Source organism: Saccharococcus thermophilus, from assembly GCF_011761475.1.
In the GTDB taxonomy this organism is placed as follows: domain Bacteria; phylum Bacillota; class Bacilli; order Bacillales; family Anoxybacillaceae; genus Saccharococcus; species Saccharococcus thermophilus.
Genome location: NZ_JAASRS010000001.1, coordinates 1,160,479 through 1,176,042, shown reverse-complemented (window position 1 = coordinate 1,176,042; position 15,564 = coordinate 1,160,479). Strand labels below are relative to the sequence as shown.

Sequence of the window (15,564 nt, the reverse complement as noted above, 5' to 3'; positions counted from 1 at the left end):
TTCATCATTCATTATGGGAAGGAGAGATGGATTTTCATGCCTGGGTGGGGAGTAAAATTTACTCATGGATGTTTTTTGTGATTTATTTTCATTCATTAATTAGAGCGGGAGGTTGTGAATATTTTTAATTTTATATGGACAATAAGAACGTTTGTTCCTATAATATATTTTAAATAAAAATAAATATGAAAGGGGTTTTAAAGATGACAAGAAAAAATATAAAACGAACGTTGGAGATAGACGAAATTATAAAACTTTATCTTGAAGGTGCTAGTACCACCGAAATTGCAAAGCTTTCCAATGTGTCCCCAAGATATATAAGAATGATTTTATCTGATTACAATGTTGAAAAAAGACCGTTTGGGAGTTGGAAGCGCCAGTATAAGTTAAATGAAGATTACTTCAAGACTTGGTCTAAAAATATGGCTTATATCCTAGGTTTTTTTATAGCGGACGGTTTTATCTCCAATGATTTTCAAACGATCGGATTCGCTCAAAAAGAAAAATATATTTTAGAACAAATTAGAGACGAATTGGGATCTAATCAACCACTTTATCAAAATAAGCAAACCGGCATTTATATGTTATATCTTAATAGCAAAATTATGAAAAAGGATTTGATGGAGATACATGGTATCACAACAAATAAGTCACTAGATGCAAAATTTCCGTATGTTCCAGATATGTATTTAAATCATTTTATAAGAGGTTATTTTGACGGCGATGGAAATATTAATTCACATGGATATGTAGTCAGTTTTGTTGGCGGATCTCTCGATTTCATGACGGTATTAGAACATCATTTAAAAGCGCGAGGATTTGACGTGTACTTAACTAAAAAAGGAAAACATATTCGTTTATATATGAGCGGCAGAAAAACCATTAAGGAATTTTACGACTGGATTTATCACGATAAAGGATTATACTTAAAACGCAAATTTGAAGCGTTTCCAGATAAAAATATGGATGCAGAAACATTGCAAAATGCGAAATTTAAAAAGACAAAACAAGCTGTTGCAGCAAGAAAAAAAGCTTTTATCGATGAATATCGAAAAAGTTATTGCGTTCATCAAGCATGTGAAACAGTTGGAATTACATTAGGAACGTATTATACATGGTTAAAGCGTGACAAATCATTTAGCGAAGAATTTTATAAAATTAAAGAAGAAAGGGAAGTAAAGTAGCCAATAACTGCTTTATATTTTTTGGATTTCAGTTTACATAACATAAATTATAGGCAGTTATAAAATGGATTGTTTCAAATGCAAGTAAACTAGATATATTGAGACAAAAACAAAAAATGATGGTTCGACCTAGACATTTTATGTTATACATTCATTACACATATAAAACATAAAACAACTAAGGAGTGAATTCATTTGAAGGTACGTCCGCATTTAATTACGAGAAGCCTTATACCAGAAAATCAGGAAGCACCGATTCACTTTTTGGGTCATGCGTTATTTGAAGATCAGTATTTTTTTCGCCGCAACCATTTTCCATATCCGTCGTCAGTCCAACTGTCCATAATAATCGGCGGTTTGATGCAATCTCCTTTTTCTCTTTCTCTTGATCAACTGCAAAGAATGCCCTCAACAACGTTGATCGCCCCTTTGGAATGTGCTGGAAATCAACGAGCAAAGTTTACCCCTCCTGCCTTCGGAGAACAATGGGAGTCAGGAGCGATAAGTCAAGGAAAATGGACTGAAGTTCCGTTAATTAGCGAAAATCCACAGGAAGGCAAAGGAAGTGATATTTATTGGGGCAGATGTCGGAACACGGAATGATATGGATGGTCTTTTTCACTATGCAAGAAGTTTGCCGCTTCATAAAGCAATGCACCCAGATACGATCATCGCTTATGAGTATAATGACTCCCTCCTTTGTGGAACCGCAAAGGATATGGGTATAATGCGATCCAAAAGGTGCACATAAAAATCGAATAAATAAAACATGCAGCGGTTACTTTTTGATGACAACGAACCGCTGCATGTTACCCCTTACCATACTTGAACAAACACATGGTACCATCCTTCCGTGTTAGTTACGCGATATCGATGTGGCGGTAACGTACACCTTTGTATCGAACGCGGACAGGAACCCCTTTTTCTTGTTTGTATTTTTTCATAAGATTTTTGGCTTTTAAAAAGGCATCCATCATTCCTTCAGCAGGAATCGCTTCTTCCCAAACTACTGGCTTGTTTTGCTCTGTGCAGAAGGAAAAGACATACTGTTTCATAGTTCTCACCTCCTGTTAATAATTATAAAGAAAAACTGTTTCTATTTAAATTATTTAAACACGGAAACTGTTACAATTGTGTTAACATTTTATAAAGATTATGGAAGCATTTTCCCTAAAGGCGATTGCGGATCAACAAGTTTTTCTAAATCGTATACGGAAACCGGAAAATATGGGAAACCGAACGCGTAAGCCGTTAATTCATATAATTGATAAAATAGCACAAACGCTTTATCAGCAATGTAGAAATCTTGTTCTGGTGAGATGCTTTTGAACGGGGGATTTAAAAGAAGAATGTCCCTCTCTTTAATTTGTATGAATGTTAACTGGTAGCTTTACCATATTCCCTCTCCCCCTACCCCTTCACGATATTCGATCATGGTCAAAATGTGCATTCGAAAATAAATAAAGATACCGTCCTGAAGCTGATTTGGCACGGCTGGTTGCGGAAGTGGCCTATTTTTGTATATTGATATTGTTATAAGGGAGGCAACAAAACATAAAAACCGATACCGTTATTTGGTACCGGCTTTTTGTTTGTATTGTTGCAGTGCATTGATATACTCATCTGTGATCTTTTCTTTTTTCATACATAGCTGTTGCTGCAAGAAGTCAATCACCGCTTGATCATCCGCCAATCCCGCTGCGAATTGACGTTTTACAAACCGTTCTGCTGCATCTTGGCTGGAAAACGATTGTACTTCCTGTTCCTGGTGGTAAATAATCCATTTATCACCGTTTGGATGAAAGAAAAACCATTGTCCTTGATTATTGGTAAAAAAGAACCCTTCTGTTTGATCTTTTGTATTGAGCTTGTTTTGTTCCGCATCAAGATATACTGGCGGAAGCGGGAACACATCGACAACAAATAGCGGGAACGTTGTTTCGTCGACAAAGCATCCGGATGCTTTCGGGTGGCCTCCGCCGCCAAACTGCTTCGCAAATTCTGCTACGTTCACGGTATCATGGATCGTGCGAAAGCCGATATGTTTCGTTCCCATGTTGACCATGGCGATTAAGTCTAAATGAGGACAGCGTTTTGACAACGCATTGCCGAGCTCCGACATATGCCGTTCGGCGAAAACGATGCCGACGCAATAATCACCAAACCAGCGTTGAACGAGCTGTTTTTGTTTCATACGAATATAACGCTGGATTTTCTTTTCTTCCATGTCTAAAATCAGTTCTTCTGTTTCCGTTAAGGAAAACGGCCCGCCAGCAGCAAGCCGATCGCTCATTTTGTCCCAAAACTCATCCAACCCTAAAATCGTCAATAAATCATTCAACCGTTTGGCGCGCGTATTGTTCGTTTCTTCCCATTCCCACGTATCATACTGGCGGACGAGCTCGACGAACTCATCGAGCGTTTCGTTCCGTTCGAGTTTTCCCTCTCGGATTAAATAGTCATAAAACAGCGACGTAGCGCACGTTTTCTTGCCCTGTTCGTCGGTCGGTTTGACCCATCCCCATGGATATTGATTAAAATGAAGCGCGGTGACGTGATGGTCAATCACTTGCACGTGTCCGCCGGCATTGAAACGATCCGCCAGTTTTTTCTCGATTTCTTCGCCGACGGCCAAATCGGTAATGAAAAGCTCGGCTTCCTTATTTTGCTCATCTTCAAGGAATTGTCTTACTCGTTCATCTAAGTTGCGGTACGAACAAAAGGAAATATTGACTTCTGTAAATGCTAACTTAGCCAGCAATCCGCAGCCGATTCCATCTAAATCGCTGTCGGTAAACAATTTCACCATTAAGCACCCATCCTTTTTTTACAAACTTTTGTACAATAGTTTTTTCAATAAAGGGAATAAAAAGTCTGGAAGCTGTTCGACATTTGGCACGAGCACACTATGCTTTCCGTAAATGTTTTGAATCGTCTGCCGCTGCCCTTCATCCATTTCTCCGTTTGCCAAAAAGACGTTGATCACTTCCACCCCTTGTTTGCGCGCTTCTAAGACGGCCTCATGCGTATCAATAATCCCGTTTTGTTCATAGCCATATGCAGCTGGCTCTCCATCGGAAAAAACAAGTAAAAATTTTTGTTTTTCCGTACGTTCAAGGAGCTGCTCCGTCATGATGCGGATCGCAAACCCATCGCGATTATCTTCCTGCGCCTCAAGCTGCATAATCGCTGGACCGCTTTTCTTTTTTAGTGATTGCGCAAACGAAATCACCGTTTGAAAATAGTTTGGTTGTTTTGTTTCCGTCGCCTCGTTCGGATCTTCCCAAAATCCGACGATTTGATGGGGCACAAGCAATGATTTTAATGCCTCATGAAACAAAATAATGCCGCACTTCGTTTCTTCCATTTTGTCATACATCGACGCTGAGCAATCGACTAGTAGCGTAAAGACGGCATCAATGCGGGGAGATGGCTGGTGTTTTTTATAAAACAAACGCGGCTGCTCGTCTGTCCAGAGACGGAGCAGTTTTTTATGCAGCCGGCCAAAATGTAAATCGGTGCGCGGAAGTATTTTTTTATGCTCTAATGTTTTTTCCATCATTTGTTTTAGTTTCTTTTGATACGGCAAAATATCCGATTTCTTTTGTTCATATTGGCTAATCTGATGATACGAAGGGGGAGCCGGGAAAAGAAAAATCGCTTCCGCATATCGGTTGTCTTTTCCATAGCGATCCCCTTTTCCTGTTTGTTTGCTTTCCCGTTTCTGTTCATAGGCACTTTGCTTCATGTAATCGTTCCGATTCGATTTTCGCGCAGAACCTTGCACAAGCGCAAGCGCTTGATCCCCGTCTTCGCCTTCGCGCGCTCCATCTCCCAACAAATCGGTCCGAGAGCCTTGTTCAAGTTCAAAACGCAAGAAACTTTTCGTCATGTCGCTTGTTTCACGGTGCCACGTTGGCAATTCTTGCTCATGGACATCTTCGTCCCCGCGTTTTTCTTTCTCTAAGATATCACAGTTATTAAGCGGATCGGTCCGTTTTAAGTCTTTCAGTGCCAGCTCGATCTCTTCGTTGTTACTTTGTTCCGGTAAATAAAAATACGTGTTTAACATATCGTTTTCTAATACGTCATTCAGTGCCTCTGCAATCATTAACGTGGCGCGGGCCACTTCTTGTGTTGAAGCAGCGTCAAAAAACTGGGGAAGCGTCTGGCGGAGCCAAGGCATCATCCGGTCAATTGGTTCATGAATGGCTGGAACGTCCTCTAGCGGCGAATCGGATGTTAATAATAAATAGATAACAGAAAACAATGCATCCGTATACACACTTCTTGTCAAATTGGCATTCGTTTGGCTTTGAAAATAACGGCGGTACACATCGCGGCGGATGCGAAACCACTTTTTCGTGCCAGGACGTTCTTTTTTACAAATCTCCTCAAGACGCAAATCTTCTGCCAATGTAAATAGTTGCTTAGCAAAACTAGGGATTGATAGGTTTTTCGTTTTGCCTAGAAATGCGGCAACTTCGGAAAAATTAGTATGAAAAAGCGTTCCGACCGCCCGCAAACAGACATCGCTTTTTAAGCCGTTTTCTTTTTCTTCTTTTGGACGGTTGTCCCAAAAATGGCTGACGTACAATTTGCGCTGAGGAAAGTCAACATAAGACTGAAATCCGAACTCCACTTCCCAATCTCTATGTTTCACGAGCGTTTTCGCTAAATCTGACAGCTGCATAAACAAAAAGGAATCAATCTTTTTATCATTAAACTGGATAAACCGTTCCATATTGATCCCTCATTCTTCGAACAACGTTTCCGCGATGTTGCGCACCGCTGTCTTTTCGCGTTCATCTTCAAGTTTTTCGATAATCCCTCGTTGAATGGCCCGAAGCGGCGGCAAATATACAGCTAAATCACAAGTATCGATCAATGCCCGAATCGAAGCAGCTTCTTCGGAAATTTGCCCATTTTTTACTTGGGTAATTAAATCAGAGGATAACTTGACAAAGCGGTCGATGAGCGATTCATCCGTTAATGTAGTTTGCGCCAACAATACGGATTTTAATGTATCTCCTTGAATATACGGCACATCAATGACAACAAAACGGTTTTTTAACGCTTCGTTGAGCGGCACGGTGCCAACGTACCCTTCGTTGATCGCAGCGATTACACCAAACGTTTCTTTCGCTTTAACGACCTCTCCGGTAAATGGATTGGCAATCATTTTTCGGTAGTCTAAAACGCCGTTTAAAATCGGCAATGTTTCCGGCTTTGCCATGTTGATTTCGTCAATATATAATAAATGTCCTTTTGTCATCGCCTGAATAACAGGGCCTGGAACAAACTCGATTTCCGCTTTTCCGTCGCGGTTCTGAATCGTTTTAAAGCCGAGCAGCGCTTCAGCATCTAAGTCAACGGAACAGTTTACACTATGCATCGGCTGGCCGAATATGGAGGATAACGTTTCTGCTAGCTTTGTTTTTCCGGCCCCTGTCGGCCCTTTTAACAAAACGTTTTTCCCAAGTGCAAGCGCCACAATGGCATCATATATAATCGACTCATCAGGAGCGGTATAACCGCCTTTTCCGATGAGATAGGCGTCTTCATCGTTCGAAAATAGCTGGTTGCGATATTGAATAATTTGTTCAATTTTCTCTGGCAGTTTCACGTAGTGGTCTTCCTTTCTCTGAACAATTACGGTTACTATTCTACTAAATGTCCTATTTTCGCGCAAAAAAAGAGATTCATATACGATAAATATGTTATGTAAATTAAATGAAAAAAGAAAACAGAGAGCCGTTACTGTACCTTAATAGCTCCCTGTCAACTGAAATTATCCTCAATCGCTTTGCGAATAAGCGCTTGGCAGCGGTCTAATTCCGCTTTCAGCTGCCGTTTATACAGCTTCGCTTTTTCATATCCGCCATCGGCAAAACGATAATATACCACTTCTTGGTACTTCATTCCCTCTTTTTTCTGTTTTACTTGTTTTAAGATTCCATCTTCAATCAAATCGTGCAGCGCTTTATACACTTCTGAATGATTGGGGCGATACCCATACGGCTTAAACTCCTGGCGCAGCAAGTCTAAAATTTTGAGTCCATATAAACGTTCCTGCTCAGTTAATGTGATTAAATACAGTTTTAAAAACGCACGCTGTTTTAAAAGAAAACCGCTTGGTGTTCGTTTCTCCCCCATTTTTCTTTCCTCCTTGTCTATTTATTTTATTATAATTATATTTCCTTCTTTTGAGCGAAAGTCCTTCTTTTACACGATTTTTTATTTAGAACATGGATTTATTATATCATAAAGAAAAAACGAGGCTGTCCCAAAAGGTCGGTAAAACGACCTTTTGAGGACAGCCTCCTGCTTTTGTTTTTACATTATTTGTCTATTTTTTACTTTCTCAAAGGATCTGCTTCTTCTTATCCCCGTATTTATCCCCGTATGTTCTCCCTTTTTCTTTTTATTGGGTGGACGGTGGCCGCCCACTTTCTCAAATTGTGGGCAGCACAAATAAGCCCCCATTCCACGGTAATTTTTGGGAGCCCTCTTAACAAAAAGCGCTGGAATTGCTGGTTATGCTTGATTTGCCCAAACACCGGCTCGTTTTCGATTTGCCGTCTTCGATATGTCGCCGCCCCTTCTTCCGTGGACAGCCGTTCCCGAATCTCCTGCCGTTGTTGTTGATTCTTCAAAGAAACGCGGATGGTTTTCGTGTCTTTGCCTTTGGCGCATGCCGTTTGAAACGGGCATCCGGCACATGCCGTACAACGATACGTCCGTTTGACGGTAACGTACCCGTTGTCGGTCGTTTCCTTCCGTTCATACACAAACACCAACCGTTCCCCTTTGGCGCAAATCCACTCATCCAGCTCCTCATCATACGTCATGTTCTCGATTCGGCCGATCTCTCTCGCCCACGCTTTCGTTTGTTCCCGGTCCAGCGTGTTGTACTTGATCAGGGCGACGATCTTCTTTTTCTCGCAGTACGTGTAGTTCTCCTCACTCCCATAGGCGGAATCCGCAATGGCCCGTTTGGGCATTGGTCGTCCATAGGCGGCCAATTGCTCCAAATGTGGAATGAAACATCCGGCATCCCCCGCCCGTTGATGCACGCTAAACCCAACGATAAATTGGTTTTCTGTTCCTATTTGTACATTGTATCCCGGTTTTAGCTGCCCATTTTTCATATGGTCGTCTTTCATCCGCATGAATGTCGCATCCGGATCCGTTTTCGAAAAGCTGTTCCGTTCGCCCAACACTTCTTTGTATTCTTCATACTTCTTCTTACGGGGGAGAAGATCTTGCTCCAATTGCCGTTTTGCTTTCTTTAACGTGCGATTCTTCGGCTCTTTCTTTAGGCGTTCTTCCACTTGTTCGATTACGGCTTCGATCTTTTCGGACGTAATCGGTGAAGCTTCCAGTTTTTCTTGAAAATCCCCTTCTTGTTCCGCCTCTTCATCTTCTTTCGCCACCTGTTCGATCGAGGCAACGATTTGCCGGAATTTCTCCTCCAGCTTCTGATCGTACTTTTCCGTTGATTTGCGCCAAACGAACGTGTATTTGTTGGCATTGGCCTCGATTTTCGTTCCATCCAGAAAGTAATCCTCTAGTTTGACGAACCCTTCTTGACGCAGAAGATCAACAATGGAGAAAAACGTTTCGTAAATGACGTCCTTCATCCGTTCCGAGCGAAATCGGTTGATCGTGCGGAAATCCGGTGTTTGATGGCCGGATAGCCACATAAAGTAAATGTTTTCTTTCAACTGCTTGGCGATTTGGCGAGAGGAGTAGATCCGATTGGCGTAGGCATACAGGATGACTTTCAACATCATTTTCGGATGATAGGCTGGGCGGCCTCCACCAGGATAGAGGGAAACGAGCAGAGCCGGATCCATTTTTTCCACTGCCAGATCCACGATCCGGCAAAGATGATGTTCCGGAATGAGAATTTCAAGATCCATTGGCAAAATGAGTTGATCTCGGTTATAATAAATGTACATAAGAAAACCGTCCTTTCTTGGTAGGGTTGTGGTGACTTTATTATACCAAAAGAGGAACGGTTTTCTTATTTTTTTTCGAAAAAAAGGAGGGTGTCCGAAAAGCGAACGCTATGCGAACACTTTTGGGACACCCTCTTCCGAAGCAGCATTAATAAAAGACAATCGTTTTGTTCCCATGGATAATGACGCGATCTTCTAAATGCCATTTTAAGGCTCGGGCAAGCACTGTTTTTTCAATGATGCGGCCTATGCGCTTCAGGTCTTCAGGATGATGGCGGTGATCGACGCGAGCGACGTCTTGCTCAATGATCGGTCCTTCGTCCAAATCATCGGTCACATAGTGCGACGTGGCGCCGATCAATTTTACGCCGCGCTCATATGCTCGTTCATACGGTCTGGCCCCGACGAACGCAGGTAAAAAGGAATGATGAATATTGATGATTCTTCCCGGAAACTCGGCGACAAAGGATGGCGATAAAATTTGCATATAGCGGGCGAGCACGATCGTATCCACTTCATATTTTTTTAGCAACTCGATTTGTTTTTGCTCGGCTTCCGCTTTCGTTTCTTTCGTCACAGGAATATGAAAGTACGGAATGTCCATCGATTCGACCGTGTTGCGCAAATGTTCGTGGTTGCTGATGACCAACGCAATGTCAGCGATCAGCTCCCCAGCCTGCCATTGCCATAACAATTCGAGCAAGCAGTGCTCCGCTTTCGACACAAATATCGCGATTCGTTTGACATCATTATGTAAGCGAAGGCGCCAATCCATTTGCAACGATTCGGCAATCGGCTGAAAGGCCGATTCTATTTCTTGTTTTCGCACCGCGATTTGCGGGCAGTCAAATTCAATTCGTAAAAAAAACGTTCCCCCTTCTGGATCAGTGGAATATTGGCTTGATTCAACAATATTGGCGCCTTGTTCGTACAAAAAAGAGGTCACCGCCGCGACGATTCCCGGTTTATCCGGACATGAAATGAGCAAGCGGGCGCGATTTTGATAGTTTTCTAGAAACGATTTCCAGCGGTGTTCACGGAATGTTTGCATAGACTACACTTCCCCCTAATAGATGGATTTATCATTAATCATATAAAAAAACGGTGGGGGCGCCAACCGTTTTTTGTAAGTTTAATCTTTGTCTTCATCATCTTTTTCAAATAGCGACAAATACTGTCCGTATCCTTCTTTCTCCAAATCTTCTTTCGGAATGAAACGGAGCGCCGCTGAATTAATGCAATAGCGGAGACCGGTCGGCGCCGGGCCGTCGTCAAAGACATGTCCAAGATGGGAATCGGCTTGGCGGCTCCGCACCTCCGTACGAATCATGCCATGGCTTAAATCCAGCTCGGTTTTAATGTTTTCCGGATGAAGCGGCTTCGTAAAGCTAGGCCATCCGCAGCCGGCATCATATTGGTCTTTTGTGCTAAAAAGCGGCTCTCCGGAAACAATGTCGACATAAATGCCTTCCCGTGTGTTGTTCCAATACGGGTTGTCAAACGGCGGCTCTGTTCCGTTGCGCTGTGTTACCTCGAATTGAAGCGGAGTCAATTTTTTTCGCAGCATTGCTTCCCGCTCGGGATCACGCCAATGCTCTTTTAAAAACGCATCGCGCCCCGAACCAATTCGATACAGTTTATAACGGAGCGGATTTTTCTTATGGTAATCTTGGTGATACTCCTCCGCCGGATAAAACGTGGATGCCGGCAGGATTTTCGTCACGATCGGTTTCGTGAAGCGGCCGCTTTCTTCGAGTTCCCGCTTTGATTTTTCGGCGAGAAGGCGCTGTCTTTCGTTGTGATAAAAAATCGCCGTGCGATATTGCGGGCCGCGATCGTAAAACTGTCCGCCGTCATCGGTCGGATCGATTTGCCGCCAGTAAATGTCGAGCAGCTTTTCATATGGAAATACGTCCGGATCAAAGGTAATTTGCACCGCTTCATAATGGCCAGTCGTTTTTGAACATACTTCTTCATACGTCGGGTTTTCTTTATGACCGCCGGTATACCCGGAAACGACGCGGATAATTCCCGGCTGCTCTTCAAATGGCGAAACCATGCACCAAAAACATCCGCCGGCAAATGTCGCTAATTCATATCCCATAAGGCGCATTCCTCCTTTTTATTTATCATATCAAAAAAGGCACCTTCCTCCAAACGGAAAGGTGCCTGTCCATCTCATCATTATTTCGTTAAATTGCCGGCCGGGCCGAAAAATTCGTAATGAATATTTTCGTCGGAAACGCCCCATTCTTTTAACGCATGATAGACCGTTTTCATAAACGGGATCGGTCCGCAGAAATAAAAATCTGCTTCTTTATTCGATACAACCGATTGTATCCAAGGCAAATCAATGAACCCTTCTTTTCCGAAATAAGGATGTTGACGGTCTTCCTCTGAAGGAGACTGATAGCATACATGATACGAAAATGCCGGATGTTCCGCTAAGCGGCGCAAATCTTGATCGAACGCGTGAACGCTTCCATTGATCGCCGCATGAATAAACGTTACTTGTCGATTAGGTTGACGTGAAACAATCGTGTTTGCCATGCTGAAGAGTGGCGTAATTCCGACACCGCCGCTAATAAGCACAACCGGTGTTTCTTTTGTCATATCGAGCGTGAAAACACCAAATGGTGCGCTTAATTCAAGCACATCCCCTTCTTGAACTTGATCGTGTAAGTAGTTCGATACAATCCCGGCTGGTTTGTCCGCTGTTGCCGCTTCCCGTTTGACGCTGATGCGGTAATAGCCTTTTCCAGGCGCATCGGATAAGCTATATTGACGAATGTGGGTATATTTTTCCCCTGGAATAGAAACTCTGACACTGACATATTGTCCTGGTAAATACTCGCTAATTTCCCCGCCATCTTCCGGAACGAAATAAAACGATGTAATGACATCGCTTTCTTTTACTTTTTTCTGAACGATGAAACGGCGGAAATCTTTCCATCCTCCGCGTTTGGATGCGGCTTCTTCATACAATTTGGCTTCCGCCTTAATAAATACATCGGCGATTACCTGATATGCTTCTGCCCAGGCATTGATGATTTCGTCTGTCGCCGCCTCTTTAAGCACTGCTTTAATCGCGAGCAACAAATGTTTGCCGACAATCGGATAATGCTCTGGTTTGATTCCCAAGCTGCAATGTTTATGAGCAATTTGTTGGACGACCGGCATAATCGTTTCTAGCTGATCAATATATTTCGCTGCGTTGTAAATAGCTTGTGCAAGCGCCCGTTGTTGTCTTCCTTGTTTTTGATTAGCATGGTTAAAAATATTGAGCAGTTCTGGATGATTTGAGAGCATGGATTGATAAAACCACTTCGTAATTTGTTCCCCATGCTGTTCAAGTACTGGAACGGTTGCTTTCACAATTTCAATCGTTTGTTTGCTTAAAGTCGTCGATGTTTTCATTCTTTGTCATCCTCCAAAACATGTATTTCAAATACACCTTTAATTGAACCATGATTGTCTCTTAAAAGCAATATTTAAAATGCATCTTTAACAAATTGTTCATAATTTGTTCACAATTCTTATTGAAATACGGATTATGATACAATAATATTAAAAAAGCTAATTCTAAAGGTGTGAAGGAAATGCAACTAACCAACTATACGGAATATGCATTGCGTGTTCTTCTTTTTTTAGGGACATTGGAGCATGGAGAAAAAACAAATATTAAGGAAATCTCCCACGCTTTTTCTATTTCAGAAAATCATTTAAGCAAAATTGTGTATGAACTTGGAAAACTTGGATATATTGAGACGATTCGCGGACGAAACGGCGGCATTCGCTTGGCCAAACGGCCGGAGGATATTTGCGTTGGCACCGTCGTTCGCAAAACGGAAGAAAATTTGTCACTTGTCGAATGCTTCGCCGGCCATGGCAATCATTGCGTCCTCACTCCAGTTTGCCGGCTGAAACACGTGTTGCATGAAGCACTGGAAGCATTTTTGCATGTGCTAGATTCATATACATTGGCTGATTTGCTTGCTAATAAACAACATTTGCAAGCGATTTTCCATAAAGAAGAGCAATAAGGAACTTGTTTCTATTTAGGTAGGTTCCTTTATTTTCCAAAAGACAAAGGGCATACGATAAAAATCGCTTCCAAAAGAAAAAGCAGATTCCGCTTTTATTGGTGTTTTGCCTTGCGACTCGTCTTCCCTCCGGCTTCGAAGACAAGCGAGATGAACCATCCAATATGTGGGCAACATAAATGCGTCCGGTACAGACCGATAATATCCTTCGTTTGTCACATTTCGCAAAATATATTAATATTAGAGAGGTGCGAGAAAAATAAGCGATCATGAAAAGGAGGTAACAATGAAACACGTACAAGATACATTACCACCTTATGTAAAAATCGAAAACGGCGAGCTTTGGCTCACCGAAGATGACCGCGAAAATTTAAAAATCAGCTATCGCATCAAAGACATTATTTTTTCGGAGCCGTCGGAATTCCAGCATGTCATGATTTTAGATTCCTACGACTTTGGCCGCATGCTCGTCCTCGACGGAGTGGTGCAAACGACATCGATCGACGGCCATATTTATAACGAAATGATTTCCCATATTCCGCTGCAACTGCATCCAGCGGCGAAAAAAGTGTTGATTATCGGCGGCGGCGATTGCGGTGCGGCGAGAGAAGCGGCGAAATATCCACATCTTGAAGAAATTCATATGGTAGAAATTGATGAAAAAGTAGTGCAAGCGTGCAAGGCACACTTACAAGAAGTGTCAGGCAACTTATCCGATCCGCGGGTCAAATTTATTTACGATGATGGCGTTGCCTTTGTCAAGGAACACGAAAACGAATACGATGTCATTATCATTGATTCGTCCGACCCGGTCGGTCCAGCCGAAGCGCTCTTTTCGCGAGATTTTTACGCCAACGTCCGCCGCGCATTAAAAGATGACGGATTAATGGTGTGCCAAAGCCAGTCTCCTATTTTCCATTTAGATATTTTGCGGCGTACGTATAACAATATTGGCGAATTATTTCCTCATGTAAAAGTATATACGGCAACAGTGCCTACCTACCCAGGCGGATTATGGAGCTTCACAATCGGCTCGACCAAACCGCTTGCCCTACCGGAAAAAGCCACTATTCCGGCTGATACGAAATATGTGAATGAAGGAATACTTAAGCAATGTTTCGAGCTTCCGCAATTTTTGAAAACCGCATTAGAAAAATAGCGAAAAGAGCAGTCAGACGACTGCTCTTTTATTGCAGGGCGCGCTTTGCCACGATGGAAACGGTAATATCATCGGCAGGCGGATTATGCAGCCCGGCGCGAACGTCGCGGTAATAACGCTGCAGCGGATGGTCTACAAATAAACTTTGCCCTCCGACAATGCGCATCGCTAAGTCAACGACATTTACCGCTGTATTGGTAGCCGTATATTTTACCGCTGCCAACTCTTCCTTCATCTCTGTTCTTTTTTCTGGGTAACGGTCCCATTGGTCGGCAATGGCATACATAAAGTGGCGTGCATTCATTAATTGTATATCCATTTGCGCGATTTTCCGCTGCACTTCCGGCACTTCGGCAATCGGATGAGACAGGCTGTTCGGCTGATATGTTTTCGCAAACTGGATCGCTTCGTTGCGCGCGGCAATCGCAATGCCTAAATAGCAGGCGGGGATATGCAAAAGCCAGCCTTGCGCCGGTTGATTCGCCTTTGCTGCCCCCAGTATTTCCACCAGCGCATCTTCTTCGACTTCGACATTGTCTAAAAGAATGTCATCGCTTCGCGTCGCCCTCATCCCAAGCGTATTCCACGTTTTTTCGATCGTTAAGCCGTTAGCCGTTTTCGGTACGAGAAAATTGCCGATCTCCCCCGTCGCTTTGATCGTTGCGGAAATAATAAAATAATCAAGCGCCGGAGCGAGCGAGGCAAACGTTTTACGCCCGGAAATCACCCAGCGTCCATCGCGAAATTCAGCGGTCGTTTCCGGCTTTCCGCCCCGCGCTGGGCTGCCGGTCGCTTTTTCGGAATGAGCACTGTTTAATAGCACCTGCTTTTCTACTACTTCACGGCAAATCCGGGCAAAAACAGGCTCTGGCCACCTTTTTGTTACCGCCAAACTTAGCAAAATTCCTAAATGCCAGCCAAGCGACAATGCGGTCGCGCCGTCGCCTTGGGCGATCGTTTCCTGAACGAGAAGAAATTCATATAAGGAAATTTCTTCTCCGCCATATTGTTTTGGAACCGTTAAGGACAGAAAGCCCGCTTGTTTTAAATCACGAAAATTGTCAAATGGAAATTCGCCGTGCTCATCATGCCAGGCCGCCCGCTCGTGAAACTTGGCGGCAAGCTCGCGCGCCTGTTCGTATAAATTCCGCTCCCGCTCCGTGCGCAATAACAAATGATATAGCTCGTTCATTCGTTCTCCCCTTCTTTTCTAG

At 43.1% G+C, this 15,564-nt stretch carries 16 protein-coding genes; 5 read left to right on the top strand and 11 right to left on the bottom strand.

All coding sequences use genetic code 11. The features are described from left to right. The first annotated feature begins 203 nt into the window (after positions 1–203). From BDD39_RS06005 to BDD39_RS16740, 3 genes are all read left to right on the top strand, one after another. Positions 204–1,184 (top strand): helix-turn-helix domain-containing protein, encoded by a 981-nt coding sequence (locus BDD39_RS06005; RefSeq protein WP_166909028.1) that lies wholly within the window; start codon positions 204–206, stop codon positions 1,182–1,184. Positions 1,185–1,379: 195 nt separating this feature from the next. Continuing rightward, a complete protein-coding gene (locus BDD39_RS06000; RefSeq protein ID WP_166909026.1) occupies positions 1,380–1,787 on the top strand; it encodes a molybdopterin-dependent oxidoreductase in 408 nt (135 codons plus the stop codon). After that, the gene (locus BDD39_RS16740; RefSeq protein WP_166909024.1) at positions 1,750–1,935 is read left to right on the top strand and encodes a molybdopterin-dependent oxidoreductase; all 186 of its coding nucleotides are present in this window, start codon (positions 1,750–1,752) and stop codon (positions 1,933–1,935) included. The genes BDD39_RS06000 and BDD39_RS16740 overlap by 38 nt, the downstream gene beginning before the upstream one ends. Before the next feature lie 109 nt (positions 1,936–2,044). Here the strand turns inward: BDD39_RS16740 and BDD39_RS05990 are convergent, their stop codons facing one another. The 10 genes from BDD39_RS05990 to hmpA all read right to left on the bottom strand — a co-directional run bounded on the left by BDD39_RS05990 (position 2,045) and on the right by hmpA (position 12,565). After that, the gene (locus tag BDD39_RS05990) at positions 2,045–2,239 is read right to left on the bottom strand and encodes a hypothetical protein (RefSeq protein WP_166909022.1); all 195 of its coding nucleotides are present in this window, start codon (positions 2,237–2,239) and stop codon (positions 2,045–2,047) included. A gap of 98 nt (positions 2,240–2,337) precedes the next feature. Continuing rightward, positions 2,338–2,535, bottom strand: a complete 198-nt coding sequence (locus BDD39_RS16330; protein WP_341801487.1) for an RsiV family protein — start codon at positions 2,533–2,535, stop codon at positions 2,338–2,340. A 219-nt stretch (positions 2,536–2,754) separates the two neighbouring features. Beyond that, the gene (locus tag BDD39_RS05980) at positions 2,755–3,993 is read right to left on the bottom strand and encodes a DHH family phosphoesterase (protein WP_166909019.1); all 1,239 of its coding nucleotides are present in this window, start codon (positions 3,991–3,993) and stop codon (positions 2,755–2,757) included. Positions 3,994–4,011: 18 nt separating this feature from the next. Continuing rightward, a complete protein-coding gene (locus BDD39_RS05975) occupies positions 4,012–5,928 on the bottom strand; it encodes a vWA domain-containing protein (RefSeq protein WP_166909017.1) in 1,917 nt (638 codons plus the stop codon). Positions 5,929–5,937: 9 nt separating this feature from the next. Next, entirely contained in the window at positions 5,938–6,810 is an 873-nt protein-coding gene (locus tag BDD39_RS05970) for an AAA family ATPase (protein WP_166909015.1), read from the bottom strand. A gap of 155 nt (positions 6,811–6,965) precedes the next feature. After that, positions 6,966–7,340 carry a replication termination protein gene (locus BDD39_RS05965; RefSeq protein WP_015863876.1) on the bottom strand — a complete coding sequence of 125 codons (375 nt, stop codon included), beginning with the start codon at positions 7,338–7,340 and terminating at the stop codon, positions 6,966–6,968. A 239-nt stretch (positions 7,341–7,579) separates the two neighbouring features. Continuing rightward, positions 7,580–9,148 carry an IS1182 family transposase gene (locus BDD39_RS05960; protein WP_166909013.1) on the bottom strand — a complete coding sequence of 523 codons (1,569 nt, stop codon included), beginning with the start codon at positions 9,146–9,148 and terminating at the stop codon, positions 7,580–7,582. Between the two features lie 148 nt (positions 9,149–9,296). Next, positions 9,297–10,199, bottom strand: a complete 903-nt coding sequence (purU, locus tag BDD39_RS05955; RefSeq protein WP_166909011.1) for a formyltetrahydrofolate deformylase — start codon at positions 10,197–10,199, stop codon at positions 9,297–9,299. Positions 10,200–10,280: 81 nt separating this feature from the next. Next, positions 10,281–11,252: a peptide-methionine (S)-S-oxide reductase MsrA gene (gene msrA, locus BDD39_RS05950; RefSeq protein WP_166909009.1), complete on the bottom strand. Its 972-nt coding sequence runs from the start codon at positions 11,250–11,252 to the stop codon at positions 10,281–10,283. Positions 11,253–11,332: 80 nt separating this feature from the next. Beyond that, the gene (gene hmpA / locus BDD39_RS05945; protein ID WP_166909007.1) at positions 11,333–12,565 is read right to left on the bottom strand and encodes an NO-inducible flavohemoprotein; all 1,233 of its coding nucleotides are present in this window, start codon (positions 12,563–12,565) and stop codon (positions 11,333–11,335) included. Between the two features lie 182 nt (positions 12,566–12,747). Between hmpA and BDD39_RS05940 the strand changes: the two genes are divergently transcribed. Continuing rightward, positions 12,748–13,191: an Rrf2 family transcriptional regulator gene (locus BDD39_RS05940; RefSeq protein WP_166909005.1), complete on the top strand. Its 444-nt coding sequence runs from the start codon at positions 12,748–12,750 to the stop codon at positions 13,189–13,191. Between the two features lie 286 nt (positions 13,192–13,477). Then, positions 13,478–14,350 (top strand): polyamine aminopropyltransferase, encoded by an 873-nt coding sequence (gene speE / locus BDD39_RS05935; RefSeq protein ID WP_166909003.1) that lies wholly within the window; start codon positions 13,478–13,480, stop codon positions 14,348–14,350. Positions 14,351–14,378: 28 nt separating this feature from the next. Here speE and BDD39_RS05930 read toward each other — a convergent pair whose 3' ends face one another. Continuing rightward, on the bottom strand, positions 14,379–15,542 hold the full coding sequence (locus BDD39_RS05930; protein WP_166909000.1) for an acyl-CoA dehydrogenase family protein: 1,164 nt from the start codon (positions 15,540–15,542) through the stop codon (positions 14,379–14,381). Positions 15,543–15,564: the final 22 nt, after the last annotated feature.